Raw genomic sequence first — 26,174 nt, 5'->3', positions numbered from 1 at the left:
TAACCTACTCTCCCCAAGGCCCTTCCTCGTAGTAGGCGGTCACCTGCTCCTTGGGCGGCTGGGTAAGCAAGCTTACGCCAATTAACACCCCACTGCCGATCACCACTGCCGGGATTACGGGTAACCAGCCCCCTGTCCAAGCCCGCGGCAACAGACCCGACAGCCAACCTAAAGTCAGGCCACTGGAGACGAGGGCCCCGGCTACAGCCCCAGCGCGGGTAGCCCGCTTCCAGTACAGACCGGCTATCAGGATTGGGAACAGCATGGCATTTCCCTGAAAGCTCCAGGTGGCGATCTCCACAATCAGCCCCGGCGGGTTAAGGGCAATGGCAAAAGAGGCCAAACCGATCCCCAGCACCACCCAGCGTCCCAATTGTTCTTCTTGGTGGGGGGAAAGCTGGCGTCTAAAGAGGGTCACTACCAGATCCCGCGTTACCAACGAGCTGGCCGTAAGGAGCTGTGAGTCTGCCGTGGACATGAGGGCGGCCAGAGCTGCTGTAATCACCACCGCTGCCACACCGCCGGGCAGAGTTTGCAACATCAGGGGCATGATCTGGTCCGCTTTCTCCAGGCCGGGAAAAGCCAGGCGGCCCCAAACCCCAAGAAGAGCTGCCGGGAAAAAGACCAGCAGAATCAGCAGCGGCCAGACTACCATCAGGGTCTTGAAGGGATGAGCACTCCTGGCCATGTAAAAGCGCTGGAAAAATTGTGGGAAAAGGGGAGTGGCCATGAAAAACAGCAGTTGATTGCCGAGTAACCCTTGCCAGCTCCAGCGTCCTTGGGGGCCGGGCAAGCTCAGCCAGGGATCCAGTTCGCTACCCGCTTCTCTCCCTAGGGAGAAAGCCACTGCAACAAAGGCCACCCCCATCCCCAGAATCAAGATGATCCCCTGCACCACGTCCGTCCAGACCACCGCCTGGGATCCGCCAAAGAGCACATACCCCAAGATCACCAGCGCCACCACCACCGCCAAGGGCCAGTAGGGGATCCCCTCCCCCAACACCGCCGCCAGGGTGCGGGCTCCGCCAATGATCTGGATGCTGATGTAGGGGGCGGTAAACATCAGGGCGCTAAGGCAGTAGAGTAGAGCCAAAAGAGGGCTGTTGAAGCGGTGGCCGAAAAACTCGGAAGGGGTGATGAAGCCAAAGTGTTGGGCTGCTAGCCATACCCGGTAGCCCACCCACAAAAACAGCCCCGAAATGAGGGCGGTGGTCACCCCCACCCCCAGGAAGATCCCTAGGCCGTGGGTATAGGCATCTGCCGGCACCCCAATGAAGGTAAAGGCACTGAGCAGCGTCGCCAGCGTCGTCAAGGTTAGAGCCAGGGATCCCAGACCCCGCCCCGCCAAAAAGTAGCTAACCGGATCCCGACCGCTGTGGCGATAGCTCCAGAAGCCGATGGCTGCCAGCAGCAGCAAGTACACCCCCACCACACCCAGACTCAAAACCGTGTTACTCATCTCCGCCTCTCGGCCAGCAAACGCGCACAATGTAGAAGTTAAGAGGTACCAACAGCAGGACAGCCAATCCCGCCAGCCAATACCAGGCCGGGATCCCCAAAAACTGGGGCTGGGCCGAGCGGGATCCCACCCAGGTCAACAGCCACAGCAGGGGATAGGCCCCCCACACCCAAGCTTGGCGCATCCGCCCAAACCGCAGCTGCCTTGATCCTTGAAGGTTACCGGCGGGATCCAACCCTGACATCTACCCATCTCCTGCTTTTTTGCCAAGCGTTCCTTTTGCCAATCATTTAAGATACAGCCACTACTGCGCAGAGCTAAATTGTCTTTTCCCCTTTCCCCTTCAGATCCTGTTGGCAAGAGGGAGCCTTCCCGTGGGCCAGGCCATGAAGAACGGGAGCGGCCCTACTGGCTAGCTTGGGCCCGCATCAAAGGGATTGGCCCCCACCGGCTCAAGCGGCTGGCGGAGTTTTTTGGATCCCTGGAGCGGGCTTGGCAAGCGGATGCCCCGGCCCTGCGGCAGGTGGAAGGCATTGGCCCCACCCTGGCCCAGGCTATTGTCTCTGCCCGTCCTGGCCTTGATCCCGAGCAGATCCTGGAGGAAACCCTCAAAGCGGGGATCCCCTTCCTAACCCCTGCGGATCCTGGCTATCCGCCGCTGCTGTGGGAGCTGCCGGATCCGCCGCCTATTCTCTACGTCCTGGGAGAATGTCCTGACTGGCAGCAGCCGGCCATTGCCGTTGTCGGCACCCGCGCCCCTACGGCCTACGGTCGACAGTGGACCCAGAAAGTCAGCGCTGCCCTGGCGGAAGCTGGCTGTGTGGTGGTCTCGGGGCTGGCAACGGGGATCGACGGCATTGCCCACCAGGCCTGTCTGGATGCCGGCGGCAAGACGGTGGCCGTGGTGGGAACGGGGGTGGACAAAGTTTACCCAGCTCACCATCAAGCTCTCTACCGGCGCATCCTGGCCCAAGGGGCCATCCTCAGCGAATATCCCCCCGGCACGCCACCGGCCAAGGAGCATTTTCCCCAGCGCAACCGCATCATTGCCGGCCTCTGCCGCGCCACTCTGGTGATGGAAGCTCCTGAGACCTCTGGAGCGCTGATCACTGCTCACTTAGCCAACCACTACGGTCGGGAAGTCTATGCGTTGCCGGGGAATATCGACACGGCGGCGGCCCGTGGCTGTCTCCACCTCATCCGCAGTGGCGCGGGCATGATCCTGGGGATCGAGGAGCTGTTGAAAGACTTGGGCTTAGTTCAGGGATCCCCTGTGCTAAAGCAGCCCTCGTCCACTGGCCCCAGCGATCCCCAACAGCAACTGCTCTGGCAGCTGCTAGGGGAGGGCATCCTCAGCCTCGATGCCCTGGCCCAGGCTAGCCAGATGGATATTGCCACCCTTTCCAGTACCCTGCTGCTTATGGAATTGGAAGGCTGGCTGGTACAACTGCCGGGGATGCGCTACCAGCGGGCTCGCTGAGGCTGGATCCCTGCACTGCTTCTCCGATAGGAGCACGGCAAGTGGGATCCTCGTGGCGGGGATTGTTCACATGGGTGCTGACCGGATAAGCCACCATGGCCTCTGCCGGGTAGGGGCGAAGCAGGGGCAACAGCAGCTTGGGATCCTGCACCTGGGGATCCAGCCAGAGGTCGTAGTCGTTTTCCGTCAAAATCACGGGCATCCGCTCGTGAAAAAGCTGCATCAGGCGGTTGGCGGCAGTGTTGAGGATGGCACAGGTTTCCACCTGATACATTCACGCTGAACTCTCCTGAACATGGTTCAGGAAAGAAGCGATCGCATCCTGCCTATCTCTGTTCGCGTCAGCGGGACGGAGTCCAAACAGGAAGGCGGTATCCCGCAAAGCCCTGAGGAATACCCCCCGAGCGCTTTCCCCCTTCACTTCCCGGCAACCGTTGCGGTGGACTCAAGGATCAGGGGGAAACTTGGTCTACTATATCCCTCTCAATGACTTTTGCCAAACCGCCTAAAGCTCAGTAAATTCAGCAAAGTTCAGGGTTTTGGGGGTTAGAGGCATGCTCCACCCCCTCTGGACTGCGCCAGCGTTCCCAAATGCCGGCAAAGGCAAATACCGGTCGATCCACCAGGTGAAACCAGTAGGGTTGTCTGCCCTTCTTGGCCGTACCTGAGTCGGCCCACTCGTAGAAACCATCGGCCGGGATCAGGCAGCGACGACGGCGGAAAGCTTCGCGGAAAGAAGGCTTCTCGGCCACCGTTTCAGAACGAGCATTGATCAACCCGGCCTTGGCGGCTTGGCTCCAAGCGGGGATCAGGCCCCAGCGAAAATGGGTTGCCTTGCGCTGAAGGGATCCCGCCACCACTGCCAGCACCGGCTGAGAAGGAGCGATGTTATACCGGGGGACAGCTGCCCTTTCTTGGGCTGCCGCCGGCAAGCCGAAATGCTGCCTCAGCACTTCTGGCGCCACTCCCAGGCTAAACCGTCCACACATGCTTGTCCCCCAAATGACCCACCGACAGGATCCCCTAAACCTTGGTGGAAATGCCCAGCAGTTGCAAGATCCCGCGCAGGGGAATCTCCACCCACTCGGGGCGGTGGTTCAACTCATAGCCCAGCTCGTAAATGGCTTTTTCCAGCAGATAGGCGTCCAACAACACCTCTATCTCTTGCAGGCTGCGGGGCAAAAAAGCCGCTTGGGAAGCCACCTGCAGATATTCGGCCAAAAAGCCCGCGCAGACCCAGCGGTGCCAAAACTGGGCCCACCGCATCATGTCGGGGCAGTGGTCGGCGCAGACCAAGCCGCTCTCCAGCTGCTGGCGCAAAGCTGTGTGGACAGCATAGTGGAAGGATCGCAGCATCCCCGCCACATCCCGTAAGGGGCAACGCTTGAGACGCCGTTCGCCCAAAGAGCGGGCCGGCTCCCCTTCAAAGTCGATGATGACAAAGTCTTTGCCGGTAAACAGCACCTGGCCCAGGTGATAATCCCCGTGGCAGCGGGTACGCAGGGCGGTGATCTTCCGCTCCAGGATCAGGCGGAAGCGGCTCATGATTTCCCCTTCTTGGTCGCAAACAGCCCGAGCCAAGTTGGCCTCTGCTTCCGGCAGCTTGGGGAGCTGCTTATAAGGACTCCGTCCCGCTGACGCGAACAGCAGCGGAAACACCTGCCCCACCAAGTTGCGCATGGACTGGTAAACGGAGCGCTGGTACAGGCTGGAGAAAGGCTCTGGGGCAAAGTCTTTGTTCTCCGTATCGGCAGCCAGGGCGATGTGCAGCTCGGCGGTGCGCTTGGCCAAGATCCGCACCGATTCTAGGTAGCTGCCGATGGTGGCGTAGGCCAGCTCCGGCAAGGGCTGTTGGGAAAGCTCCAAGAAGGATCCCTGCGGCACGGGCACGGGATCCACCTCTTGGTAGTGAACCAGCACCGCCTCAAAAAATTGCCCCAGGCTGTCCAGGGTGTAGTGCCAGGCATCTCCCTCGTTGGGGATGTACTCCTGCAAAATGGCCAGGGTAATGGGCTGATCGGCGGGATCAAACCCACGGGCCCCGCGACGACGGCGATACTCCAGGGATCCCAGCAGCCGTGGCACGCGCACCTGGGGATGGTGCTCCAGCAGGTAGCGGCCTATCTCCAGCTCTGGGTTTACCCCCTCGGCCACCCGGTGGTAGAGCTTGAGGAGGTAGTGGTTGCCATAGACAACGGAGGTGTAGCTCTGCTCCGCCTTGAGGAGGCGGGGTTCCAGGTCATGCTCAAGGGCAGCAAAGCTAGTGGCCCAGAGCTCTCCCTGACGGTGACGCAGGCGGCCCTGCTGGGCAATTAGCTGCAGCAGCCGCAGCAAGAAGCTTTTGTCAGCCAGAGCGTTGAAAATTACTCCCGCCGGCCCTCCGGCCACTTGCACAGGGAGGATGACCGCCTGGGGCATCTCTAGGCGCAGGTGTACGGCTGCTTCTTGGGTGGCATAGCCCACAGGGAGAGAGTAGAGCTGCGTATCGCCCTCGATAAACTCGGCCTGGAGAAGCAAGATCTGGCTGCCCAGCAAGGACTCCTCTTCTCGGCGGCAGGGGATAGCCTGCAGGATATGGATCGCCTGGAGCTGGCGGTTTTGGGAGCCAAACCAACGACAGCGGTAGAGGTAGTCCGCCAAGACTGCCTCCAGCTGCTTTTGGCTTTCCCCTTGCAAGAGATTGTCCCAACTACCACTTTGAACAACCAGAGGACTACCACTTTGAACAACCAGAGGGACCAGGCGTTCCTGCTCCTCCGCTTTGCTGGGGCTGAGGTGGATGGTCTCCGTTTTGGGCTCAAGGGAAAACCAGTAAAAGGAATGGGGGCCTAGCGTTAGGAAATAGGGCAGTCGCCCAATAGGGGGAAACTCGGTGTGGCCAAAGATCTCCACCGGGATCAATCCTTCCCACGGCGATAGATCCAGCCCCACCCACTGGGCGTAGCGGGAGAGGTTGGCCACCACCAAGATGCGCTCATCGCCAAAGGCCCGCATAAAGGCAAGCACCTTGCGATTTTCCGGGTGGAGCAGCTCAAAGGAGCCGCGGCCAAAAGCTTGGAATCGCTTGCGCACGGCGATGAGCCGCTTCATGGTCCACCACAGGGAATGGGGGTTGTTTCGCTGCGCCTCCACATTGACAGCTTCGTAGTGGTACTCGGCGTCGATGACGATGGGCAGGTAGAGCTTCTGGGGGTTGGCCCGCGAAAAGCCCGCATTGCGGTCGGCGCTCCACTGCATGGGGGTGCGCACGCTGTTGCGATCCCCCAGGTAGATGTTGTCCCCCATGCCGATCTCGTCCCCGTAGTAGATGACCGGCGTGCCGGGCAGAGAAAACAGCAGGCTGTTCATCAGCTCGATGCGGCGGCGGCTGTTGCCCAGCAGGGGGGCCAAGCGGCGGCGGATCCCCAGGTTCACCCGCGCGTTGGGATCCTTGGCGTACACCTGGTACATGTAGTCCCGCTCCTCGTCAGTGACCATCTCCAGGGTGAGCTCGTCGTGGTTGCGCAGGAAGAGGGCCCACTGGCAGGTTTCAGGAATGGGAGGGGTTTGTTGCAGGATGTCAATGATGGGGAAGCGATCCTCCATCTGGATGGCCATAAACAGCCGTGGCATGAGGGGAAAGTGGAACTCCATGTGGCACTCGTCCCCATCGCCGAAGTAGGCCACAGCATCTTCTGGCCACTGGTTGGCCTCCGCCAGCAGCATGCGGCCAGGATACCTTTGGTCAATGTGTCGGCGCAGAGCCTTGAGAAAGGCATGGGTCTCCGGTAGGCTCTCGCAGGTGGTGCCCTCCCGCTCGTAGAGATAAGGCACCGCGTCCAGCCGCATGCCATCTACCCCCAAGCTCAGCCAAAAGTCCACCACCTCGAACATGGCTTTTTGTACGGCGGGGTTGTCGTAGTTGAGATCTGGCTGGTGGGAGTAAAAGCGGTGCCAGTAGTAGGCCTTGGCCGCTGAATCCCAGGTCCAGTTGGAGGCTTCAAAGTCTTGAAAGATAATGCGGGCCTCTTTGTACTTTTCGGGGGTATCGCTCCAAACGTAAAAGTCCCGCTCGGGGGTGCCGGGGGCAGCTCGTCTGGCCCGCTGAAACCAGGGGTGCTGATCCGAAGTGTGGTTGAGGATGAGCTCAATGATGACGCGGATCCCCCGCTTATGGGCAGCCTCCAGAAAGATCTTGAAGTCTTCTAGGGTGCCCAAGTCAGGGTGAACACTGGTAAAGTCAGAAACGTCGTAGCCGTCATCTTTTAAAGGCGAGGGGAAAAACGGCAGCAGCCAGACGGCTGTAATCCCCAGTTCTTGCAAGTAGTCCAGCTTTTCGGTCAGGCCCTGGAAGTCGCCCACGCCATCGCCGTCGCTGTCGAAAAAGGCCCGTGCCGGCAGCTCGTAGATGATTGCATCTTTGTACCAAAGGGGGTCGTGGGTGAGGGGGGAGATGAGGCTGCGCAGAGGGGCTCGGATCATCATGTCGGTCATGTCGGCAACAGAGACAGGATTGGGACACCTTGGCAACCCTAGCCGTTGAATGGGGATCCCCTCAATAGGCTACAGCCTTCTCTTGGGTGCCAGGGATCCCCAGGGTCAGTGCGGGCTTTCTCGGGCTCAGGCAATGCCACTCCGCTTCTGGGCTTCCTTGCGGGAGACGGCCACGTGGCGCAGGCCGGCCCGGAGCAGCTCCTGCTCGATCAAGGCAAAAAACCGCTGCCGATCCCCGCTTCTCACCACCGCCAAATGATGGGCTTCCGCCAAGGCGATGGGGTAGCCAAAGCCCTTGTGCACTTGGCTCAGCACCCCTGCCAGAGCCCGCTGCAGCAACTCCGCATCCTGGACCACCCAAGCGGGAAACTCCAGGCGAGCAATTTCGGCTTGGCCCAGGGATCCCTTGCCAACATTGAGGTAACAACAGTGGACGTGGTGTTCCCCGAAGGCGTCCAACACGCTGGCGCCGCTGCGCCAAAGGGGGCTGCGCTCTCCCGGCTGCAGCAGGGATCCCCAAAAGACGCGGTCTGCCAGGGGGGCGAAGGGATGGCAGGGAGGAGACTTCTCGCCGGGACAGTAGCGGTAGCAGTCACAGCCCAGGTACGGGCACAGCCCCAAGCGCAGGTAGTTGAGGGTTTCGCTGCTGCGGGAGGCGCTGATGTAACCCACGAGAGGAATGCGGGCCGCCCGCAACTGCTCCAAGGTCGCCAGAATGGGATCCAACCAGGGGCGCCGGGCCGACTGGGGCAGAGGCTCCAGTCCCCAAGGGATTAGGGATCCATCCAGGAGCGCCAGCGTGGTGCGGCGACGGGGCACCGACAGGGCCAAACGAGCCAGCTCCTCCAGTTCCGCTTGGGAGCGTCGTAAGGCCAGTATCTCTTCCAGCCCCAACGAGGACTCCGTGCCGCTGGTAGGATTGCGTTCACCTGGAGCGCGCTGCGGGCGAGAGTCTCGCCGGTTAAGGGGGGCCCTCGGCAACCCTTCTGCCCGCGGTTCCGAGAGAGGGGAGTCTGAGCGGTTTTGCTGGGCAAGGGGCCCATCTCCATACAGCAGCAGGGGCTGGCTGTCCAACAGCGGCCACTCCTGGGTGCCGTAGTGGAGAACCACGCGCCCAACATTGATCAGCGAGCAATAGGCAATCTCGTGGTGACTGGGCAAAATCTGGGATCCATCCGTGGCCACCACCGTGTGTCGCCCCTGCAGAGGTTCAACCTTGGGCAGGGATCCCCAAGCTTCCGGCGGCTCGGCGGGGCTGGCGCAAACAAACGACAGATGGGATCCCCACTCCACCCAGCGGGACTGCCAAACCTGCGGCTCCTGCTGCCAGCGCTCGAAAACTTGCCAGGCTTGGCGGAGGCGTTCTTGGCTGGCTTTCGACTCCTGTTGCAGGTGTCGGGTGAACGCAGGAATTTGCCCGCTCAGCTTAACCAGATCCAACATGATGGCCGCATCAGCCCTGCATGGCAATACGGCTGCCAGAAGCGGAAGAAGCCACATCTTGTCCTTCTGAGGAGTTGAGCAGCTCTTCCAGCGGAAACTCCCCGTAGACCTCGCTGCTGTTGTTGGGACTCTCCTGCAGGCGAACCCGATGCAACTGCACCCCCAGCTCCCGCAGGGGCAGAGTCAGCAGCCGCTGGATGTAGAGGGCGATGTTTTCGGCAGTAGGCACCACCTGGGCAAAGTAGGGAATGTCTTTGTTCAAAAAGGTGTGATCCAGCGGCTTCACCACCTGCTCCTCGATCAGCCGCTGCAGGGCCGCCAAGTCCACGATCATCCCCGTGCGCGGGTCGATGGATCCCTTGACGGTGATCTCCAGGCCGTAGTTGTGGCCGTGGCCGTGGGGACGGGCACAGAGGCCGTAGATGGCGCTGTTTTCTTCAAAACTCAGGTGATCCAGAGCCAAGCGGTGGGCGGCGCTGAAATGGGTGGCAACAGTCAAGTAGGCTTGCATGGCTTCTCCTCGGTATTCGGCCCAAAGCTCAGGATCTTCGTACAGACGGACGCTGGTTAGGGGCAAGGCATCGGCCAGGCGTTGCCAAATCACGTAAGCGATAAACTCGGTAGTGGGCAAGGTTTGGGCAAACTCCGGCCAAGCTTGATTTAGATAAGCAAAGTTGAGATCTTGAATCACCCGCTGCCGGATCACCTGCTTCACCTCCGAGAGGTTGAGCACCATCCCATAGTCATCCACCTCACCACTCATGCCCACCTCCAGCACATAGTTGTGGCCATGGCCGGGAAAACGGGCATTTGGGCCAAAGCGGGCTAAGTTCTCGGCTTCTGAGAGTTCGGGCAACCAGTACCGATGGCTGGCGGCAAATTGCGCACGGCGGTAGATTGTACAGATCCTGGACATGAGTGGAGAGGAGAGCATCTGCCGGGGGATCCACCCTTTAGCTTGACACACTCCCCGGCCCAGAGGGTGGAAATTCTCAGCGGCCCTCAGCCTACCCTCCCAGTGGTCTTGCCGTCATCTCTGTCCTGCGCCAGGTCAGGCACTTGCCCTGCCGACCGGGTCGGCCTGTGCATACCCTCATTTCCCAGAAAGCATTTCGAGCAAGGTTTTGGCGGCATTGTGTCCTGAGAGCCAAGCCCCCTCTACGCGCCCTCCGGCGCACCAATCGCCGGCACAAACCAAAGGCAATCCCTCAGCAGCGGAAACCGGCACACGGGTGCTCAAGCTGGCCAATCCCGTGGTTTCCAAAGGCAAAGCGTAGCGCCAACGGTGCACCTGCATCCATTGTGGCGAAGCCAACCAGGGATCCAGCCGTTGGGCTGCGTGGGCCAGCAATTCTCGACCGGCCTTTTCCAGCTCAGAGGGGCCGGCCTCCAAGTACAGAGATGACCACTCCGCCCCCCCATGCAAGACCACCACAGGCGGGAGCGGCTGCAGGCGCTTGCTGCTGTCCAGTCCCAGCCAGGCCAACATCGGATCCTCCAAGCACTTGATCCCCTTCCAAGGCGGCGTATGCTCAGAGTAGCCCGCCAAAACCGCAAGGCAGGGTTGATACTGGGCGGATTCCAGCAGAGGCAACAGGTTTTCAGCCGAAGGGATCCCTTCCCGGAGCAGGGGCAGCAACTGGGGGGCCGGAATTGTCGCCACCAGGGCAGCAGCCTCGTAGCATTGGCCGTTCTCCGCCCTCAATTGCCAGCTTGTTGCCAAAGGTTTGAGGCTGACCACACGAGTTTGGGTGTGTACCGACAGCGGGGCAGCCAAGTGTTTGGCCAGCATTGTCATGCCCTGGGGGCAGACATAGCGCGGTTTTTCATCGTTGGGATCCTCTGGGCGCAGCCCTTCTCGATCCAGCACATGCAGCGAGCGCGTCCATTCCGCCAGCAGCCCCAGGCCCAGCAGCTCCTTCACCCAGCGATAAAAGCCATCCGAATCGGCAGTCAGGTATTGAGCCCCATGATCCACTGGCACCGTTTGCCCAGCGTGCTCAACTCGACGGGTGGCCATGCGCCCGCCCAAGCCTGCCGATTTTTCCAGCACCAGAACCTGGAGCCCTGCCCGCAGCAGTTGCCTTGCACACACCAAGCCGGCCACTCCCGCCCCGATGACAATCACATCGGCGGATGTTGAGCGGGCTCTCTCGGAAGGGGTTACCGCTGCCTGGGTCTCCTCACCTAGCATACTGAGCCTGCCAGCTGTGACCGGATCCGCACGTTCAGCTCCCGCCTTTGCCGAAGGGGTTGTTGCCCTTCTCTCCGAAGAGCTTGGCTTCTCCCTTGATGGCAGCCTTGATGATGTTGTAGGCAGCCCAGGCAACCACCAAAACAATGGGCGACAGAACGATCAGCGGACGGAGATCAATGTCCATAGTTTTCATCCCCCCCTAACATAGATTGATTTACCGACTGCTTGGAACAAGAGCCTCCAGGGCTGGCCACCGCCAGAATCCCGATGGGGTGAAACCGTTTTCGACTCCGGATCCCGCATAAGCTGAGGTGCAACTCTGGAAAGATGGCTAAGTCCAGAATAAACCTAAATGGGGATCCCTACCGGACAGACTTTGCCCCATCTGGACTGCTGAGGCGGGAGCCAACAGGCCCACACTGAGAATTGCACCCCCCATCTGGCCCAGACCGAAGAAAACTGTCCCCAATCCCAGAGCCAAGGCCAACAGTCTCCGTGGCCAGTTCATGCCTAGAGTACTCCCTTCGAACTGGGGATCCCTTCTTGTCGGCGGGGATCCCGTTCTACGGCCATGCGCAGGGCGCGGGCAAACGCCTTAAAACTGGCCTCGACAATATGGTGGGCATTGAGGCCGGCAGCCTGGCGAATGTGCAAAGTGAGCTGGGCGTGGTTGACCACCGCCTGATAAAACTCCCGCACCAACTGGGTTTCGTAGCGGCCAATGCGCTCCGTGGGCAGCTCCAGGCCATAGCTGAGGTGAGGACGCCCGGAGAAATCCAGCACCACCTGCACCAAAGCTTCATCCAAAGGTGCCCAAAAATGGCCGAAGCGATGAATGCCACGCCGATCCTGCAGAGCCTGCGCCAGGGCTTGTCCCAGCGTGATGCCCACATCTTCGTTGGTGTGGTGATCGTCGATGTGCAGATCCCCTATGGCCTTGATCTGCAGGTCGATCAGCCCGTGGGTGCTGAGCTGGGCCAGCATGTGATCCAAAAAGGGGATCCCAGTATCGATCTCATGGCGCCCGCTGCCATCCAGGTTCAGATGAATTTGGACATCCGTTTCTCCAGTGCGACGGTGAACAGAGGCCGTTCTGGGCTGGAGCAGGCGCGAGGAGTCGAGGGCAGTCATGGGAAAAGTATCGAAGCAGGCGGGAAGTCCCAGCTCTAGGATCGCACAAGCCCGCCGCCATCGACACCTTCACCCATGCAGCAGGTGAGAATCCCTTCTCTGCCGGGGATCCTGATCCCAGCCCCCTGGACACGGGGATAGGTGGGCGCCACCCGCGCCACCCGGGGGTCAGCTAGCGCCCCAGCCCCCTGGACACGGGGATAGGTGTGACAGGGATCCCCTACAGGCAAGCCGGTGGGGCCGATCCTCTGCGCCCTCACCCCTTGGGAGAGGGGAGCTAGCAGGTTCAGCGGGATTTGAAATAGCCTATAAGACAGCTTCTCCCGAAATCGCTGTAGATTGCTGAAGGAAATTGTTGAAAAGGGGGTTGCCGTTTGCAGGATTGGCAGCAAATCCAACAGGCCCTCAAGCAACACTGGGGTTACGAGACGCTGCGCCCACCCCAGGATCAGGTGATCCGCGCTCTGCTGGACAAGCGCGACGCGCTGGTGGTGTTGCCGACGGGGTTTGGCAAATCCCTGTGCTTTCAGCTAGCAGCTCTGCTGCAAAGGGGGGTGATGCTGGTGGTTTCACCCCTAATCGCCCTCATGGAAGACCAAGTTCAGGATCTTTGGAAACGCAAGCTGCCGGCAGCCTGTCTCCACAGCGAACTGGATCCGGCCCTGCGCAAGCGGGTGTTGAAGGCCCTTGAGGAAAACCGACTGCGCCTGCTCTATTTGGGGCCGGAGACCCTATTCAGCCCCCCCGTTTGGCAACGGCTGCAACAGCCTCAGGTGCACATCAACGGCCTGATCGTGGATGAGGCCCATACGTTGGTGCATTGGGGGGGATCCTTCCGGCCCGACTACCGCCGTCTGGGATTGCTGCGCCCGGCTCTGGCCCCGGTGAAGTCCTCCTTTCCCATTGCCGCTTTTACCGCCACGGCTGACCCCCAAACCTGCAGCCGCCTCAGCCAAATCCTAGAGCTGCGGGATCCGGAGCACATTCGCGCCGATCCCCTGCGGGCCAACCTCTCCCTCAATGTGGCGATAGCCTGGAGCCCGGCGGATCGCCGTCGTCGTCTGCTGCGATTCCTGGGCGAGAATCCCGGGTCGGGTCTGGTCTATGTGCGCACCCGACGGGATGGGGAAGAGCTGGCCGAGTGGCTGGGCCGACAGAACTTGAAAACCGCCACCTACCATGGGGGACTGGAAGCGGGATCCCGCCGTCGGCTGGAACGGGCCTGGCTGCAGGGGGAACTGCGCTTTCTGGTCTGCACCAACGCCTTTGGCATGGGCATCAACAAGCCGGACGTGCGTTGGGTACTGCACTTTCATCCCCCGCCCAGCTTGATGGATTATTTGCAAGAGGTGGGGCGAGGTGGTCGGGATGGTGGCCCTTGTCGGGCCCTGATGCTGGTCTCGGAGCCGACGGGCATGCTGGATCCCAGCGATCGCCGGCGCCAAGCCTATTTCTATTCCCAGCAGGAGCGCCTTCAGGCCCGAGCACGCCACCTGCTCCAAACCCTACCCCAGCAGGGATCCTACGCCGACCTGCCGCCTGGAGAGGTACGGGTGGCCCTGGGTCTATTGCAGGAGATGGGCTGCCTGCACTGGCCGGATCCCTTTCACTTTCAGGTGTTACACCGCCGTTGGCAGCCTTTAAGACGAGAGGATCCCTGGCAAGGGATGGAAGCCCTCATCCACGCCCGCGGCTGTCGGTGGCAGGCGATCTTGCCCTATTTTGGCTACCCTGGGGAGCAGCCCGGCCTGCCCTGTGGCACCTGTGACCGTTGTCGGCTTTCTCGTTAGCCCTCAACAGCCCGCTGCGAGCCGCAACCGGCAGGAGTGGCTATCATGATCTGCGTTTCTGCAAAGGGAGCAGTTCCCCTTGCTGACGAACTTTCGGCTGTGCCTATGAGTGTTTCCGGATCTCCGCTCGAGGAACTTGACCGACCCTTGTCCCTAGCCCGGCAGGTGGCGCAACTGTTGGTGGTGCCGGTCTCGGCCCGTCTGGGATCCCAGTCTCCTCCCCGAGAGATCCTCAAACGGCTTATCCAGGAGGTGGGGATCGGGGGCATCTGGCTCACGGATGGCCACGTGGCCGAGGCCCTGCTGCTGATCGAGGAGGCCCAGTCTTGGGCGGCTCTGCCCCTTTTGGTGGCAGCCGAGGTCGGGCGGGGGCTGGCCCTGCAGGGGGCGACCCCTTTCCCCCATCCTCTAGGGTTGAGCCGCCTGGGGGCGGAAGCCGAGCGCTGGGCCGAGCAGTGGGGGCGGATCACGGCGCGGGAGGCGGCAGCCATCGGCATCAATTGGCTGCTCAACCCGGTGGCAGAGCCACTGGGGGAGCTGGCTTTGGCGGAGGATCCCCTATCTGCTTTGCAACTGGCGCGAGCTTTCGTGCGCGGATGTGAGCAAGCGGTTCCAGAAGGGATCCTGACCACGGCCAGCTCCTTTCCGGGCAAAGGGGGATTCAAGTCGGTTCAGGCCGGAGCGGAGCGGGTTCCAGCCGCCTTGGCGGGCCGTAGGCCGAAGGCAGCAGATATCCCTTGGTGTCCCCGTCTGAGCCTAACCCCAGCGCAGCTTCAAGAGGGGCCTTGGCTGCCCTTTCGAGGTTTGGTGGAGCAGGTGGGGGCGATCTTGGTTTCTCATGTGGTGCTGCCGGAGTGGGATGAGCGCTGGCCTATCACCCTGCTGCCGGGGCGGCTGACCCAACTGCTGCGCCAGGAATGGGGGTTTGGTGGGCTTATCGTCGTGGATAGCCTCGATCAAGGCTTTCTGGCAGAGCTGGCCGTTCGCGTTAGCGGGACGGAGTCCTTTCCCAACTCATTGGCCGTGCGGGCTTTCCAGGCCGGTGCCGACCTAATTTTGGCCCCCCCCGATCCAACGGCATCCTTGGCAGCCGTTTTGGAAGCGGTGCAACAGGGATCCCTCAGCGCAGCCCAGCTTGCCCAGTCGGTGACGCGGGTGCTGCGGGCCAAACAGCGACTCCTACCCGCCGCCTCAGCTCTCCTCCAACAGGTGTGGCCGGCCCTGGCAGAAACCGACTTCAGCGCCCTTGGCGGATGGATGGGAGCCAAGGATCCCACGGATCCAGCCCTCAACCGTGGCTCTCCCGCCGAGCAACTGAAGCCTTTGCTGTTGGGGGATCCCATCTCCAAGGACAAGGACTCCGTTCCGCGGACGCGAACGGCGTTGGGAAAGTTGTTCAACAGGCGCTCCCACCTGACCTCTGCTCTGCACAGAGCCGCACAGCTGGGATCCCTCTTGGCCGAGAAGGATATCGCCCCCTGTCAAGCGGCTATGGCCCGCGGTGGCGTGGAAGGAGGCCGGCCCCTCAGCCCGCCCGCAGAGCCCGGATGGTTGAACTGGATCTGGCAGGATCCCCCCTTGGGTGCTGCCGATGTGCAGTTGCAATCTCCCGCCCTGCATGTTCCGGCTGCCTTAGGCATGCTTCCTGTGCTCAGCGATGCTCTTACCCCCCTACCTTGGCTGGAAGCTGCCCTAAACAACGCCCCAGGATTCATCTTCCAAGGTTTCCTTCGGGATCCCTTGCCCAACTATGTGCTGGATTGGCTGCAACAGCATCGGGAGCGGGTGGCAGCGGTCGTCATTTATGGTAATTTATCTCTCTACCGCCGCCTGCAGGCGCACTTTCCATGGGCCAATGCCATCCACAGCCTCAACCGGGATCCCTGGGCCCAAGCGGAGGTGATGGGGCGGCTCTTTCCCAACCGTTCCCCCTCAGAGGGATCAAAGTCTCACGTGGCCCAGCCAACCATTAAGAAAAAGTAAATACCTTTACAGATTATTGGCAGGGAAAGGCTCCTGAGTTATCGTGTTGGTTGAAATGTAAAAGATTGAAACGGTTTCTCTCAGCGTTGTCTGTGCCTCCCTCCCTCTCAGACACTCCTCAATCCTGCAGCAGCCAGTCGTCAACTGGCAGTTGGGTTGAGTTTGAGCAAAAGCGACTTCAACCTCCATCCCAACAGCGTTTACAACCCTTCCTCAAATCCTTGCAGCGATTCTTTACAAGTGTCTGGGCTCAGAAAACTCGGCTGGGTCTTGCCCTCCTCGGCCTAGGGCTGGCGATATTGACCTGGGCTTGGCTAAGTGCTGAGGCTCGTCTGGATCCCTACACGGAAGCCGTCCTCAGCTTACAGGGGCAGGTTAGCCATGGTGCATCCTTGTTTGCCCTCAACTGTGCAGCCTGCCACGGAGAAGAAGCGGATGGGCGAGTGGGGCCCAGTCTGCGGGGGGTGAGCAGCCGCCGCTCGGATCGGTTTATTATTCAGCAGGTGACCGGTGGCAAAACGCCTCCCATGCCCCAGTTCCAGCCGGATCCTCAGGAGATGGCAGATCTGCTCAGCTACTTGAAAACCCTCTGAGGCCGTTTCATGGGCCTGGCCCAGCAGCTTGCTTGCTATGCTCTCTGGCTGGCCGCCGTATTTGCTTTTGCGGAATGGCTGCGCTCCCGGCAGGTGGACGGGGAATGGGTGCGCAAGGCCATTCACATTGGTGTGGGCAATATCATTTTGTTGGCTTGGGCTTTGCAAGTGCCTCGCTGGCTAGGGGTGGGATTCTCTCTGGTGTTTGCCGGCTTGGCGCTGCTCTCCTACCGGGTGGCCATCTTGCCCAGCTTGAATGGAGTCGGTCGCCGCAGCTTTGGCACCTGTTTCTACGCCGTCAGCATTGGCCTGCTGCTGTTTTGGTTTTGGCGTCCCCAGCGACAGGTCTTCGCGGTGATCGGCATATTGGTGATGACGTGGGCCGACGCCTTGGCAGGGTTAGTGGGCAAAACTTGGGGCAAACACCCCTACCAACTGGGATCCATTCAAAAAAGCTGGGAGGGATCCCTGACCATGTGGGCGGTGAGCAGCTTGGTGATCGCGGCTCTGCTGCTGGGGTACTTTGGCTTCTCCCCCCCTTTGCTGGCCATCAGCCTCTTGGTGGGGGGGATAACCATGGGGTTGGAGGTGTTCTCTTGGTGGGGGTTGGATAACCTGACCGTGCCCCTGGCCAGTGCCGGCCTCTGTTTTGTTCTGCTGCAGATCCTCAACTATTTGTAACGCTTGCTACGGAACGTTCCTCTCCGGTTCCCGGCGGTATAGTGTGGAAACAGCCCTTGCTTCTCTTCGCCATGGCTGCAAGTCCTGCGCTGGCCTCTTCTGCCCCTCCCTCTCCCGCCCATATCTGTCCCCTTGCCCAGGCCTGCAGCTACCTAGATTGGGCAGCTGGCGAGCTGAAACTGGATCCCGGCTGGGTGGCGATCCTCAGCTAGAAATTGCAGGAGCCCCACACTGTACCCGTAGGGTCGGTGTCGGGAGGAATGCTATAATAATACTGCGGACACCAGAAACGGTTGTTTAAGGCACTGGTAACGGTCGATTGGGGGTGCTGTAAACCACCCCAGAGGCTCGTGGTTGGCTTGCTAACTGCAGGGCTACTAAAAGCCCGCTCCGTACCGCCTAGCGGTTGGTGTCGGGTAGTTTACGACCTGGAAATGCGCCCTTATGGGCATTCCCTACGGTGGGGCCAAAGGGGGGATCCCCCTCGATCCCAAGCGTTATTCGGTCTCGGAGCTGGAGCGCATCACCCGACGTTACACCAGCGAGCTGATCAAGGATATCGGCCCTGCAGAGGACATTCCCGCTCCAGACATGGGAACTTCCGCCCGCGAGATGGCCTGGGTGATGGATACCTATTCCATGAATGTTGGGCATGCGGTGCCGGGAGTGGTGACGGGCAAACCTCTCTCGATTGGGGGATCCCGAGGGCGAGAACTGGCCACCGGACGGGGGGTGATGATCACGGTACGGGAAGCCTTGGCCCGACATGGTGGATCCCTGGCAGGGGCAACGGTGTTAATCCAAGGTTTTGGCAATGTGGGCGGGGCAGCGGCCAGCTTGCTGCATCAGGCAGGAGCCAAAATTGTGGCGGTTTCCGGCAGTTCTGGGGGCCTTTATAACCCCAAAGGACTGGATATCCCCGCCCTCAAAGCCCACATGAAGGAACAGGGAGGCCGCATGGCGGGCTTTCCGCAAGCTGAGCCCATTAGCAATGCCGACCTGCTGGTGCAAAAAGCGGATGTGTTGATCCCTGCCGCTCTGGAAAATCAAATTACCGAAGCCAATGCCCACCAAATTCAAGCCCGGATTGTGGCAGAAGCTGCCAACGGGCCAACCACCCTTGCCGCCGACCGGATTTTGGAATCGCGAGGGATCCAGGTATTGCCGGATATTCTGACCAATGCCGGTGGGGTAGTGGTGAGCTATCTGGAGTGGGTGCAGGGACTCTCTTACATCTTCTGGGATGAAGAGCGAGTTTATCAAGAAATGGAAGGTCTGATGGTACGTGCCTTTGAACGGGTGGTGCAGGAGGCAGAACGGCGGCAAGTGTCGCTGCGACTGGCTGCCTACACCCTGGGGGTAGGCCGAGTGGCCCAAGCCCTACAGGATCGCGGCCTTTACCCGTAGACGCTCCCCCACCTGGAGACCGGGAACTCTTGGCTCAACAAGCCTACTTGCCAAGGTTCGATTGCCCTTTTCTCAAGCCCGACGGTGTTCTTGCTCTTCCTGCTGCTGCCATTGCTTGAGCAGCTCTTTTGCCGCCTGCGGGGTAAAGTAGTCCAGCTCCATCAGCTTACGGTAGGTCAGAATTTGCCGCATCTCCAGGGGCATGTCTGCTTTTTGGTAGAAGTAGCGAATGCGATTGATGTTTTGCTCCATTTCTGTAAACTCTTGCTCCCGCTTGATCTGCCTTTCCTGCTTGAGCACTTCATGGGGAGCGGACAGGCGGCTGTAGTTAGGGATCCGTTGCGTGCCTGTGGTTTTGCTGGCAGCAGGCAGACGGTGGCCTCCGGTTTGTCGGCTGTTGGCCTTGTTGGAATTGAAGAAGAAAGAGAGCATCGGCAAACCTCACACAAACAGATAGACGGCCAGATAGACGGCGGCAGCTTAACGCCAAGTCAACAATATCAAGTTTAGGTGAAGAAGCCCGTGATCCCGATCCTTCTTGGAAAAACCCGTACTTCCGGCGCGGCGCTGTATCTCTCTGCTTTTCCCACCCCCGCGGATGGTCAAGGAAAAGCTGGGGTTTGGCCTCAAGCCAATCTATTCATGAGTCCAGCCTACCGTGTTTACACGGAAAATGACTGAGATCACGTCCGAGAGTACAAGGTATTTAAGTATCTTCACGTCCTTTTGTTCGGGATCCCTGTATCGGATGTACTTTCCCGCAGGCCGCTACAGGTGGGATTCATCTCCGCTCAGCAGCCAAGTGACCGATACCCCCAACGCCTTGGCAAAGGCCACCAGTTCCTTGTCAATGACGCGCCGTTTTCCCTTTTCCACCTGGCCAATTTTGACGTAGTCCAACTGCACACCGTACTTGGCCAAGCGACCCGCCAGTTGATCTTGGGTGAGTTGCAGCTTCTCCCGTACCCAGCGCACCCGCTCCCCAATCAAGTTGGCCGATGGATGGTGCCGGTCGTTAGACTCCATAGGAGCAGAAAGCCGTAAATATTCTTTTTCTTTTCCAGACTGAGGAAGTTGAGGGATCCTCACATGGTAGCCTGAGCTGGCAAGGTTCCCTTTTCCTGGGATCCCACCCGGCAGCCGTTGAGCTGACTGGCTCAGGAACAATCTTATCTCAAGGTCTAGATCGAAAATCGCTTACCGCTTTTTGGCGAGCGACCCCTTGCCTGCAAAGACTTGGCGGACGGGACCCCTGCTGTTCCCGCATCCAAGCGGAAAAATCTCCGGACAAAAAAGAGGGGCATGATCGATTTTCGCTCGCAGCAGCAGCAGAAACCTTTTTAGACTGGGAGATGAAGTTCTCTCCTCACCTGGCTGTGGTTTTTTCTCGTCCTCATCCTGAACACTCTGTCTCTTCGCCTCAGGAGTTCGACGATCTCTGGTTCGACCCCGAGTCTGCCCCTCAAGACGACCTCGCAGAAGTTGACTCAGAGCCAGGGGCCGGCGGATCCCGGTTGAATGAAGACCCTGTCGATCACTACCTGAATACCATCGGTCGCGTGCCCCGCATCGATCACGCTGAGGAAATCGAGTTGTCGCGCAAAATTCAGCAAAAGCTCCTCATCGACCAAGCCCGGCAGGAATGGCGGCAACAGCGGGGGGAGGATCCCAGTGACGAGGCTTTGGCCGAGGCCCTGCAGATTTCCGTATCCACCCTACGCTCCCGCATCCGACAAGGGGAGCAGGCTCAGCGCAAGCTGATCAACGCCAACCTGCGCCTGGTGGTCAGCGTTGCCAAGAAATACCTCAATCGGGGGGTGCCGTTTTTGGATCTGATCCAAGAGGGCAATATCGGGTTGATCCGGGCCACCGAAAAATTCAACGCCGAACGGGGGTTTCGCTTCAGCACCTACGCCCATTGGTGGATTCGCCAAGGCATTACCCGCTGCATTGCCAACCAAGCGCGGACGATTCGCCTGCCGGTACACATGGTCGACAAAGTACGCCTGCTCAAGCGCACCAACCGCGAGCTGATGAAGCTGCAGGGGAGGCGGCCCACCGAAGCGGAGCTGGCAGAAGCCTTGGGCATTAAAGTCAAGAAACTGCGCATGATCCAACAGGCTGCTGCTTTGCCCCTGTCGCTGGATGTGCCGGTCGGCCAGGAAGGAGAAAGCCGCCTTGGAGATTTGCTGCAAGATGAGCGGCAAGAGCAGCCCTTTCAAGGGATCCTCGTGCAATCGATGCAGCAGGATGTGCGTTCTGCCATGCAAACCCTGAAGCCGATTGAGAGGCAAGTGCTGGAGTTGCGCTATGGGTTAGACGGGCAACAGGCGAGAACCCTGCGGGAGGTGGGGGATCACTTCAACCTGACGCGGGAGCGGATTCGTCAGATCGAGCGGGATGCCCTGCGCAAGTTGCGGGTGGGATATTCTTCGCGGGCTTTGGCTCAGTACATTCGCTAGTGGCTACAGACCCACAGACCGATTTCCTGGCCAGCTTCTGCCCAGGGATAGCCTTTTTTCAATCTTCTTGGGTTGAACACCATAGCCCCTTGCAGCGGCGATGATAAGGATCCCTTATCCCCTGAGCCTATTGGGGCTGATGACCCCCCGGCTACCTCATCTTCACGACCAGAGCCAGTGGGAAGGACTTTGGCAGCTAACCTCTTTGGTCGTTGAGGAGTTGGCTGATCGGTTTCCTCTGGCGCTCAGGCATTGTAGTCATTCCAAACGAGATTGAGACACTCCCGCTGCCGCCCAAACGCTTCGCGCCGCTGCCGCGACCCCTCTCCCAGGGGGAAAAGGATTGGTCTGCTGGCTTGACTTCCCAGAGGTGCCTAGGATTCGGAACACCTGTGCGCCGAGAAAGAAATTCTTAAAAAGCCTTCGCCAGCCACAAAACCGCATTTAGGATTGGCTTCGAGGAATAGTCAGCGAGTAACCTGCGTCTTTGTTTCCAGATGGCCCGATACCAAGCCGGCTAGGCTTTTTCAGCCCAGCCTCTTTTTCAGTGCAGATGCTCGAGCCGTCAGCCCAGTCTTTGCTATGCCTTCAACTGCAATGGATTCTTCGATCTTTCATCAATCCCAACCTTCTTCCCAGCGGAATCCTGTGCTCTCAGACAAGCTTTCCCTGCGTATGGGACAAGCCCTACTGGGGTTAGCATTGGCCACTTGGCTGCTGATGGGGTTAGGCAGTGCCACCCGCGTCATGAATGCTGGGCTGTCCTGTCCAGATTGGCCCCTTTGCTACGGGGCAATTGTGCCCAGCCAGCAGATGAACCTACAAGTCTTTTTGGAATGGTTTCACCGCATGGTGGCTTCTGGGGTAGGCTTGGCTACGCTGGTTCTGATGGGGTTTGCTTGGCTGAAGCGTCAGGCATTGCCCACTTGGCTGCCCTGGGGTTTGAGCTGGGCTTTTGTTCTGGTCTTGACGCAAGGGATCCTGGGTGGGCTGACGGTCACGGAGCTGCTGCGCTTTGATATTGTGACGGCCCACTTGGGCACGGGCCTGCTGTTTTTTGCCACTTTGCTCACCCTGGGATTACTGATCTGGACAAGAGCCGGTTCTAAGGACTCCATCCTGCCGCTGCGACTGGGTGAAGGGCCATTTTCCGTCGGCTACTTGCCTTGGCTGGGCTTGGGGGCGGTGCTGCTGGTGTATGTCCAGAGCCTTCTGGGCGCCTTGGTGGCCTCCCAATGGGCTTTGCATCAATGCTTTGCTGCCGGCGAGCTGTGCTGGGTGATGAATAGCCACTTGCTGGGGGTTGCTCCGGCCACCCTTGGGGTGTTGGCGGTAGCGGTGGCCACCGGGCTGCGGCGCAAGCGGATCCCCCGCCTTCTCAAGTTCTTGGGCCATGGGTCTGTTGGCCTGCTGTTGGCCCAGGTGGGGATCGGTGTTTTGACCTATCATTACCGGCTGCAGGTAGAACCCCTAACGGTGGCCCATCAGATGATGGGGGCAGCTTTGCTGGCCTGTCTGCTGGGTTTTACGGTGCTGGCCTGGCGAATGCGAACCCAGGGGGAAGAAGGCCAGTGGATGGCCATGACCGCAGAAATGACCGGTGAGTGAATTTCATGCAAGATAGCGTTTTAGTCGACCGTCAGGCTTCCTACCAGAACCCGATGGGGGGGATCCCCTCTGAGCAGAGCCCATGTGCTCTGGGGTGCGAGCGCCAGGCGCTTGTCCAGGTTTTGCGCAGCTACAGCCAGTTGGTGAAGCCCAAGATCATCGCCCTCTTGCTGATGACGACGGCTGGGGCCATGTGGATGGCAGGCAACACCGACCCGTTCAGGTTTTTCATCACCCTTTTGGGGGGAGGAATGGCGGCGGCGGCAGCCAACGTCATCAACATGGTGTATGACACCGATATCGATCGGATGATGGAGCGAACCCGCCATCGTCCCCTGCCTTCCGGTCGAATCCGGGCGCGGGATGCTCTGATTTTTTCGGGGATCCTGGCTTTGGCTGCCTTTGGGTTGTTGGCCACGTTCACCAACCTGCTGGCTGCCGGTTTGGCCATGGTGGGGATCCTGGTGTATGTGGGGGTCTATACCCACTGGCTGAAGCGTTCCAGCACGCAAAATATTGTCATCGGTGGAGCGGCAGGAGCGATCCCACCTTTGGTGGGCTGGGCAGCAACCACAGGCGAGCTCAGCTGGGCCGCGTGGGTGATGTTCGCCATCATCTTTTTGTGGACTCCACCCCACTTCTGGGCTTTGGCCATTCTGAAGCGGGAAGACTATGCCCGTGCCGGGGTGCCGATGCTGCCGGTGGTAGCGGGCGAAAGACTCACTGCCGCACAGATTTTGCTCTACGCGCTGCTGATGGTTCCGGTCAGCCTGTTGCTGGTTTACCCCTTAGGGATGCTGGGATCCTTTTATCTGAGCGTCGCGGCGCTGCTGGGATCCCTCTTGGTTTGGAAGGCGGTGCAGTTGCTGCAGGATCCCTGCGACCGAGATCGGGCGGCCTCGCTCTTCACGTTTGCCAACCTGTATCTGCTGCTGTTGTGCGGGGCCATGGGTCTGGATAGGTGGTCGTTAACCCACATCCTCTGGAGCCAGGCCACTGCGTCCCTCCAAGGGATTTACACCACCCTCATAGCGCTGGCCAGCTGACTTGCGCGAATGGGGGATCCCTGGGTTGATAACCCCCGTTGGCCAGCCGGTTTTTCCTCAAAATTGCGGCCCATTCTCAGAGAGCATGACTCTAGTCAATAATAAGCTCAACTATACTGAAAATAATGTATAATATGTTCGGTACGGATTACTACCAGTTGATCTTTCTGTTTACTTTCGAGTCTGCCAACATGGTAGCCAAAGCAAAGCAGAAAATTGGTAGTAAGACGACACGGAAACTGCGCTTTGGGTATTCTACTCAAAGCTTTGCGGGATACCGCCATTCTGTTTGGACTCCGTCCCGCTAACGCGAATGGAAACAAACAGAATGCTATCGCTGCATAGTTGAACAGTGATGTTCAGCAGTGCTCAGCGTAAATGTATCAGTGACACTCCATACCGTGCAGGGTAGAATGAGCTAATCATTAGCCAACCAAGACACACCCGGCCATGACCAATGAGGAAATTGAGACGCGGTTTGTCCAGTTGGCCGAAGCTGTGACCAGGGTGGCCAATACAGTTGCCCAGGTTACCGATGCTCAGCTTGCCTTGCAGACCCTTTCAGGGCGTCTCGCCGAAGTCGTCCTGGAGTTAAGGCAGGAAGTGCGAGAATTGCGGCAGGAGCTGAGAGAATTGAGGCAGCGGCAGGCTGAATCGGATCAACGCTTTGAGGTTCTCCTTCAGGAAATCCGCTTCTTAATCCGCCGTCAGGGAGAGGGGCAACCATGACCGGGTTTGCCGCTATGCCTTGCCTGTTTCCCACGAGGCCACAGATTGCTGGGTCGAAGACATTGGATTGGAACGGAGCGATATCACCATCGGTGTGAATTGTGGGAAAGGCTGGGGATCCCTTGTTCCACTGCTGTTTTTTTGCTCCTGGTTCTTGCTGGCGAACCTTTGGCCTGTCAATTCGCCGGGGCTAACCGTCTTGGTGAGCTTCGCAGGTTCCAGGGTTGAAGAGTCCCAGAACCCTGGCCTGCCGGAAACTCTCCAGGCTTTGGATGCTGTTGGATCATAACCAACTCACAATCAATGGAGCTTAGCGGACTTGAACCGCTGACCCCTTCAATGCCATTGAAGTGCTCTACCAACTGAGCTAAAGCCCCAATCACTTGGCTTCGAGCGAGAATCCCGCTCAAGGATCCTACCCTCTACTCCAGCTTACACTGGCAACCTGCAGAAGATGCCTCAGCGGTAAAAAACGCTGGAACCTGATCGTAAATAAGTGGAGGATCCTTGTCAATAGCTTGGATGGCTCAACCGAGATGAGGAGTTTGCTTGGTTCTCAGCCTTTTGGTGTCAGACGTTGCGAGAAGCCCGCGGGGTGGTAGAACGGAGTCAGTGGCAATTGAGGGGCCTGTGACACAAGAAACTCAGCTTAACCGCATTTTGGCGGCTTCTTTGCTGGTCGTCTGCCTTATTGCGGCCATTGTCGGGGGCACGCGCCCTGCCCCAGAGCCTACCCGAGGCGGGGTTGGCCTAGAGGCTGCACGGGGGGCGGAGCGCATCGAGGTGGTCACCCTGGAAGGAACGATAGGCGGCCCAGGGGGTTCGACTTTGGTAGGCCTGCCCACTTCTCCTGTGGAACAGTTGCGGGAGGCAGCACGGGATCCCTCTGTCAAGGCTGTATTGCTGCGCATCAACAGTCCCGGCGGAGCTGTGGGATCCAGCCAGGAACTCTACCGCGCCGTAACCGCTCTACACGGAGCAGGCAAGCCGGTGATCGCTATCCTAGAAAACATTGCTGCCAGTGGGGGGTACTACGTGGCCAGCGCTGCCGACAAAATCTATGCCAACCCTGGCACCCTGACCGGCAGCATAGGGGTTATCATCAGCGGCCTCAGCTTTGGTAAGTTGCTGGAGAACTACGGCATAGAGCCGCAGACCTTCAAAACCGGCGAGTACAAAGACCTTCTCTCTCCTTTCCGCAGTGCCACTCCTCAAGAGCAGCGCCTTCTGCAAAACTTGGTGGAGGATACCCTCGAGCAGTTCATTCGCGATGTGGCCCAAGGACGCCAGCACTTGCCAGAAAAGGCAGATGAGGTGCTGGAGGCGGAGATGATCGCGCGACGGCAGAGCTTGGATGAAGACCGGGTGCGACAATTGGCCGATGGACGCATCTTCACCGGGGCGCAAGCTGTGGAGGTGGGCTTGGTGGATGCTTTGGGGGGGTACACGGAGGCGGTGGAGGATCTGCGGCGCATGACCGGGGATCCCTCTTTGTCACCGGCGGGTGAGGGAGAGGGCTTCCAACGAGTACTGCGACGCCTGTTAAGCCAAGGACTGTCCTCGCAAAGGCAAGCCGCTTGGCTGGGCCGGCTGTTGGAGAGCAACGAGGCTGTTGGGATCCCAGACGTGCCGTTGCTGTGGATGGCGCCGGAGTGGACTTTGCGCTAAACCTAAATCTAATCAGGACGGGTT

Annotated in this window: 22 protein-coding genes, 1 tRNA gene and 2 pseudogenes; 12 read left to right on the top strand and 13 right to left on the bottom strand. The window is 59.6% G+C overall.

Translation table 11 applies throughout. The features are described from left to right. Positions 1–4: 4 nt before the first annotated feature. Together ACVWZJ_RS05190 and ACVWZJ_RS05185 are read right to left on the bottom strand one after the other, a co-directional pair. Positions 5–1,459: a sodium:solute symporter family protein gene (locus ACVWZJ_RS05190; protein ID WP_011432324.1), complete on the bottom strand. Its 1,455-nt coding sequence runs from the start codon at positions 1,457–1,459 to the stop codon at positions 5–7. Next, complete coding sequence (locus ACVWZJ_RS05185) at positions 1,452–1,643, bottom strand: hypothetical protein (RefSeq protein WP_238376882.1); 192 nt, start codon at positions 1,641–1,643, stop codon at positions 1,452–1,454. Before ACVWZJ_RS05185 ends, ACVWZJ_RS05190 begins: the two co-directional genes overlap by 8 nt. 138 nt (positions 1,644–1,781) lie before the next feature. Between ACVWZJ_RS05185 and dprA the strand changes: the two genes are divergently transcribed. Next, positions 1,782–2,939, top strand: coding sequence for a DNA-processing protein DprA (gene dprA / locus ACVWZJ_RS05180; protein ID WP_457395042.1), 1,158 nt, complete (start codon positions 1,782–1,784; stop codon positions 2,937–2,939). Here dprA and ACVWZJ_RS05175 read toward each other — a convergent pair. The 8 genes from ACVWZJ_RS05175 to hisB all read right to left on the bottom strand — a co-directional run bounded on the left by ACVWZJ_RS05175 (position 2,878) and on the right by hisB (position 12,183). Then, positions 2,878–3,213: an SOS response-associated peptidase family protein gene (locus ACVWZJ_RS05175; protein WP_457395040.1), complete on the bottom strand. Its 336-nt coding sequence runs from the start codon at positions 3,211–3,213 to the stop codon at positions 2,878–2,880. The two genes, dprA and ACVWZJ_RS05175, sit on opposite strands and share 62 nt — an antisense overlap. A gap of 247 nt (positions 3,214–3,460) precedes the next feature. Beyond that, a complete protein-coding gene (locus ACVWZJ_RS05170) occupies positions 3,461–3,928 on the bottom strand; it encodes an SOS response-associated peptidase (protein ID WP_457395037.1) in 468 nt (155 codons plus the stop codon). A 34-nt stretch (positions 3,929–3,962) separates the two neighbouring features. Then, positions 3,963–7,400 (bottom strand): maltose alpha-D-glucosyltransferase, encoded by a 3,438-nt coding sequence (treS, locus tag ACVWZJ_RS05165; RefSeq protein WP_457395091.1) that lies wholly within the window; start codon positions 7,398–7,400, stop codon positions 3,963–3,965. A 138-nt stretch (positions 7,401–7,538) separates the two neighbouring features. Further along, positions 7,539–8,855 carry a DNA double-strand break repair nuclease NurA gene (locus tag ACVWZJ_RS05160; RefSeq protein ID WP_457395034.1) on the bottom strand — a complete coding sequence of 439 codons (1,317 nt, stop codon included), beginning with the start codon at positions 8,853–8,855 and terminating at the stop codon, positions 7,539–7,541. 10 nt (positions 8,856–8,865) lie between these two features. Further along, positions 8,866–9,771, bottom strand: coding sequence for a 6-carboxytetrahydropterin synthase (locus ACVWZJ_RS05155; RefSeq protein WP_011432318.1), 906 nt, complete (start codon positions 9,769–9,771; stop codon positions 8,866–8,868). Positions 9,772–9,948: 177 nt separating this feature from the next. Continuing rightward, positions 9,949–11,049 (bottom strand): NAD(P)/FAD-dependent oxidoreductase, encoded by a 1,101-nt coding sequence (locus ACVWZJ_RS05150; protein WP_011432317.1) that lies wholly within the window; start codon positions 11,047–11,049, stop codon positions 9,949–9,951. Between the two features lie 34 nt (positions 11,050–11,083). Next, positions 11,084–11,236, bottom strand: coding sequence for a photosystem II protein Y (locus tag ACVWZJ_RS05145; protein ID WP_011432316.1), 153 nt, complete (start codon positions 11,234–11,236; stop codon positions 11,084–11,086). A 326-nt stretch (positions 11,237–11,562) separates the two neighbouring features. After that, positions 11,563–12,183, bottom strand: a complete 621-nt coding sequence (gene hisB, locus ACVWZJ_RS05140) for an imidazoleglycerol-phosphate dehydratase HisB (RefSeq protein ID WP_011432314.1) — start codon at positions 12,181–12,183, stop codon at positions 11,563–11,565. Between the two features lie 374 nt (positions 12,184–12,557). Between hisB and ACVWZJ_RS05135 the strand changes: the two genes are divergently transcribed. From ACVWZJ_RS05135 to ACVWZJ_RS05110, 6 genes and pseudogenes are all read left to right on the top strand, one after another. Further along, entirely contained in the window at positions 12,558–13,973 is a 1,416-nt protein-coding gene (locus ACVWZJ_RS05135) for a RecQ family ATP-dependent DNA helicase (RefSeq protein WP_011432312.1), read from the top strand. 147 nt (positions 13,974–14,120) lie between these two features. After that, positions 14,121–15,956 (top strand): glycoside hydrolase family 3 N-terminal domain-containing protein, encoded by a 1,836-nt coding sequence (locus tag ACVWZJ_RS05130; RefSeq protein WP_011432311.1) that lies wholly within the window; start codon positions 14,121–14,123, stop codon positions 15,954–15,956. A gap of 263 nt (positions 15,957–16,219) precedes the next feature. Continuing rightward, a complete protein-coding gene (locus ACVWZJ_RS05125) occupies positions 16,220–16,549 on the top strand; it encodes a c-type cytochrome (protein ID WP_049749615.1) in 330 nt (109 codons plus the stop codon). A gap of 9 nt (positions 16,550–16,558) precedes the next feature. After that, entirely contained in the window at positions 16,559–17,230 is a 672-nt protein-coding gene (locus ACVWZJ_RS05120) for a diacylglycerol/polyprenol kinase family protein (RefSeq protein ID WP_011432309.1), read from the top strand. Between the two features lie 71 nt (positions 17,231–17,301). After that, a pseudogene (locus ACVWZJ_RS05115) lies at positions 17,302–17,443 on the top strand (glutamate dehydrogenase); the annotation flags it as partial. A 210-nt stretch (positions 17,444–17,653) separates the two neighbouring features. Next, positions 17,654–18,637 (top strand): annotated as a pseudogene (locus ACVWZJ_RS05110) (Glu/Leu/Phe/Val family dehydrogenase); the annotation flags it as partial. A gap of 72 nt (positions 18,638–18,709) precedes the next feature. Here ACVWZJ_RS05110 and ACVWZJ_RS05105 read toward each other — a convergent pair. Both ACVWZJ_RS05105 and ACVWZJ_RS05100 read right to left on the bottom strand, forming a co-directional pair. Then, complete coding sequence (locus ACVWZJ_RS05105; protein WP_041436248.1) at positions 18,710–19,069, bottom strand: hypothetical protein; 360 nt, start codon at positions 19,067–19,069, stop codon at positions 18,710–18,712. Positions 19,070–19,405: 336 nt separating this feature from the next. Further along, a complete protein-coding gene (locus ACVWZJ_RS05100; protein WP_041436246.1) occupies positions 19,406–19,663 on the bottom strand; it encodes a helix-turn-helix domain-containing protein in 258 nt (85 codons plus the stop codon). 326 nt (positions 19,664–19,989) lie between these two features. Here ACVWZJ_RS05100 and ACVWZJ_RS05095 point away from each other — a divergent pair, with 326 nt between their 5' ends. The 4 genes from ACVWZJ_RS05095 to ACVWZJ_RS05080 all read left to right on the top strand — a co-directional run bounded on the left by ACVWZJ_RS05095 (position 19,990) and on the right by ACVWZJ_RS05080 (position 24,482). Next, positions 19,990–21,099 (top strand): RpoD/SigA family RNA polymerase sigma factor, encoded by a 1,110-nt coding sequence (locus tag ACVWZJ_RS05095; protein WP_238376879.1) that lies wholly within the window; start codon positions 19,990–19,992, stop codon positions 21,097–21,099. A 675-nt stretch (positions 21,100–21,774) separates the two neighbouring features. Next, positions 21,775–22,707 (top strand): COX15/CtaA family protein, encoded by a 933-nt coding sequence (locus ACVWZJ_RS05090; RefSeq protein WP_457395027.1) that lies wholly within the window; start codon positions 21,775–21,777, stop codon positions 22,705–22,707. Positions 22,708–22,760: 53 nt separating this feature from the next. Then, positions 22,761–23,753, top strand: coding sequence for a heme o synthase (locus ACVWZJ_RS05085; RefSeq protein ID WP_457395088.1), 993 nt, complete (start codon positions 22,761–22,763; stop codon positions 23,751–23,753). 450 nt (positions 23,754–24,203) lie between these two features. Continuing rightward, complete coding sequence (locus tag ACVWZJ_RS05080; protein ID WP_011432303.1) at positions 24,204–24,482, top strand: hypothetical protein; 279 nt, start codon at positions 24,204–24,206, stop codon at positions 24,480–24,482. Between the two features lie 304 nt (positions 24,483–24,786). Here ACVWZJ_RS05080 and ACVWZJ_RS05075 read toward each other — a convergent pair. After that, positions 24,787–24,859: transfer RNA gene (locus ACVWZJ_RS05075), tRNA-Ala, on the bottom strand. Positions 24,860–25,112: 253 nt separating this feature from the next. Between ACVWZJ_RS05075 and sppA the strand changes: the two genes are divergently transcribed. Continuing rightward, entirely contained in the window at positions 25,113–26,150 is a 1,038-nt protein-coding gene (gene sppA, locus ACVWZJ_RS05070) for a signal peptide peptidase SppA (RefSeq protein ID WP_457395024.1), read from the top strand. The last annotated feature ends 24 nt before the right edge of the window (positions 26,151–26,174 follow it).

The organism is Thermostichus sp. OS-CIW-29 (genome assembly GCF_054058195.1).
This window is presented reverse-complemented; position numbering and strand designations above follow the sequence as displayed.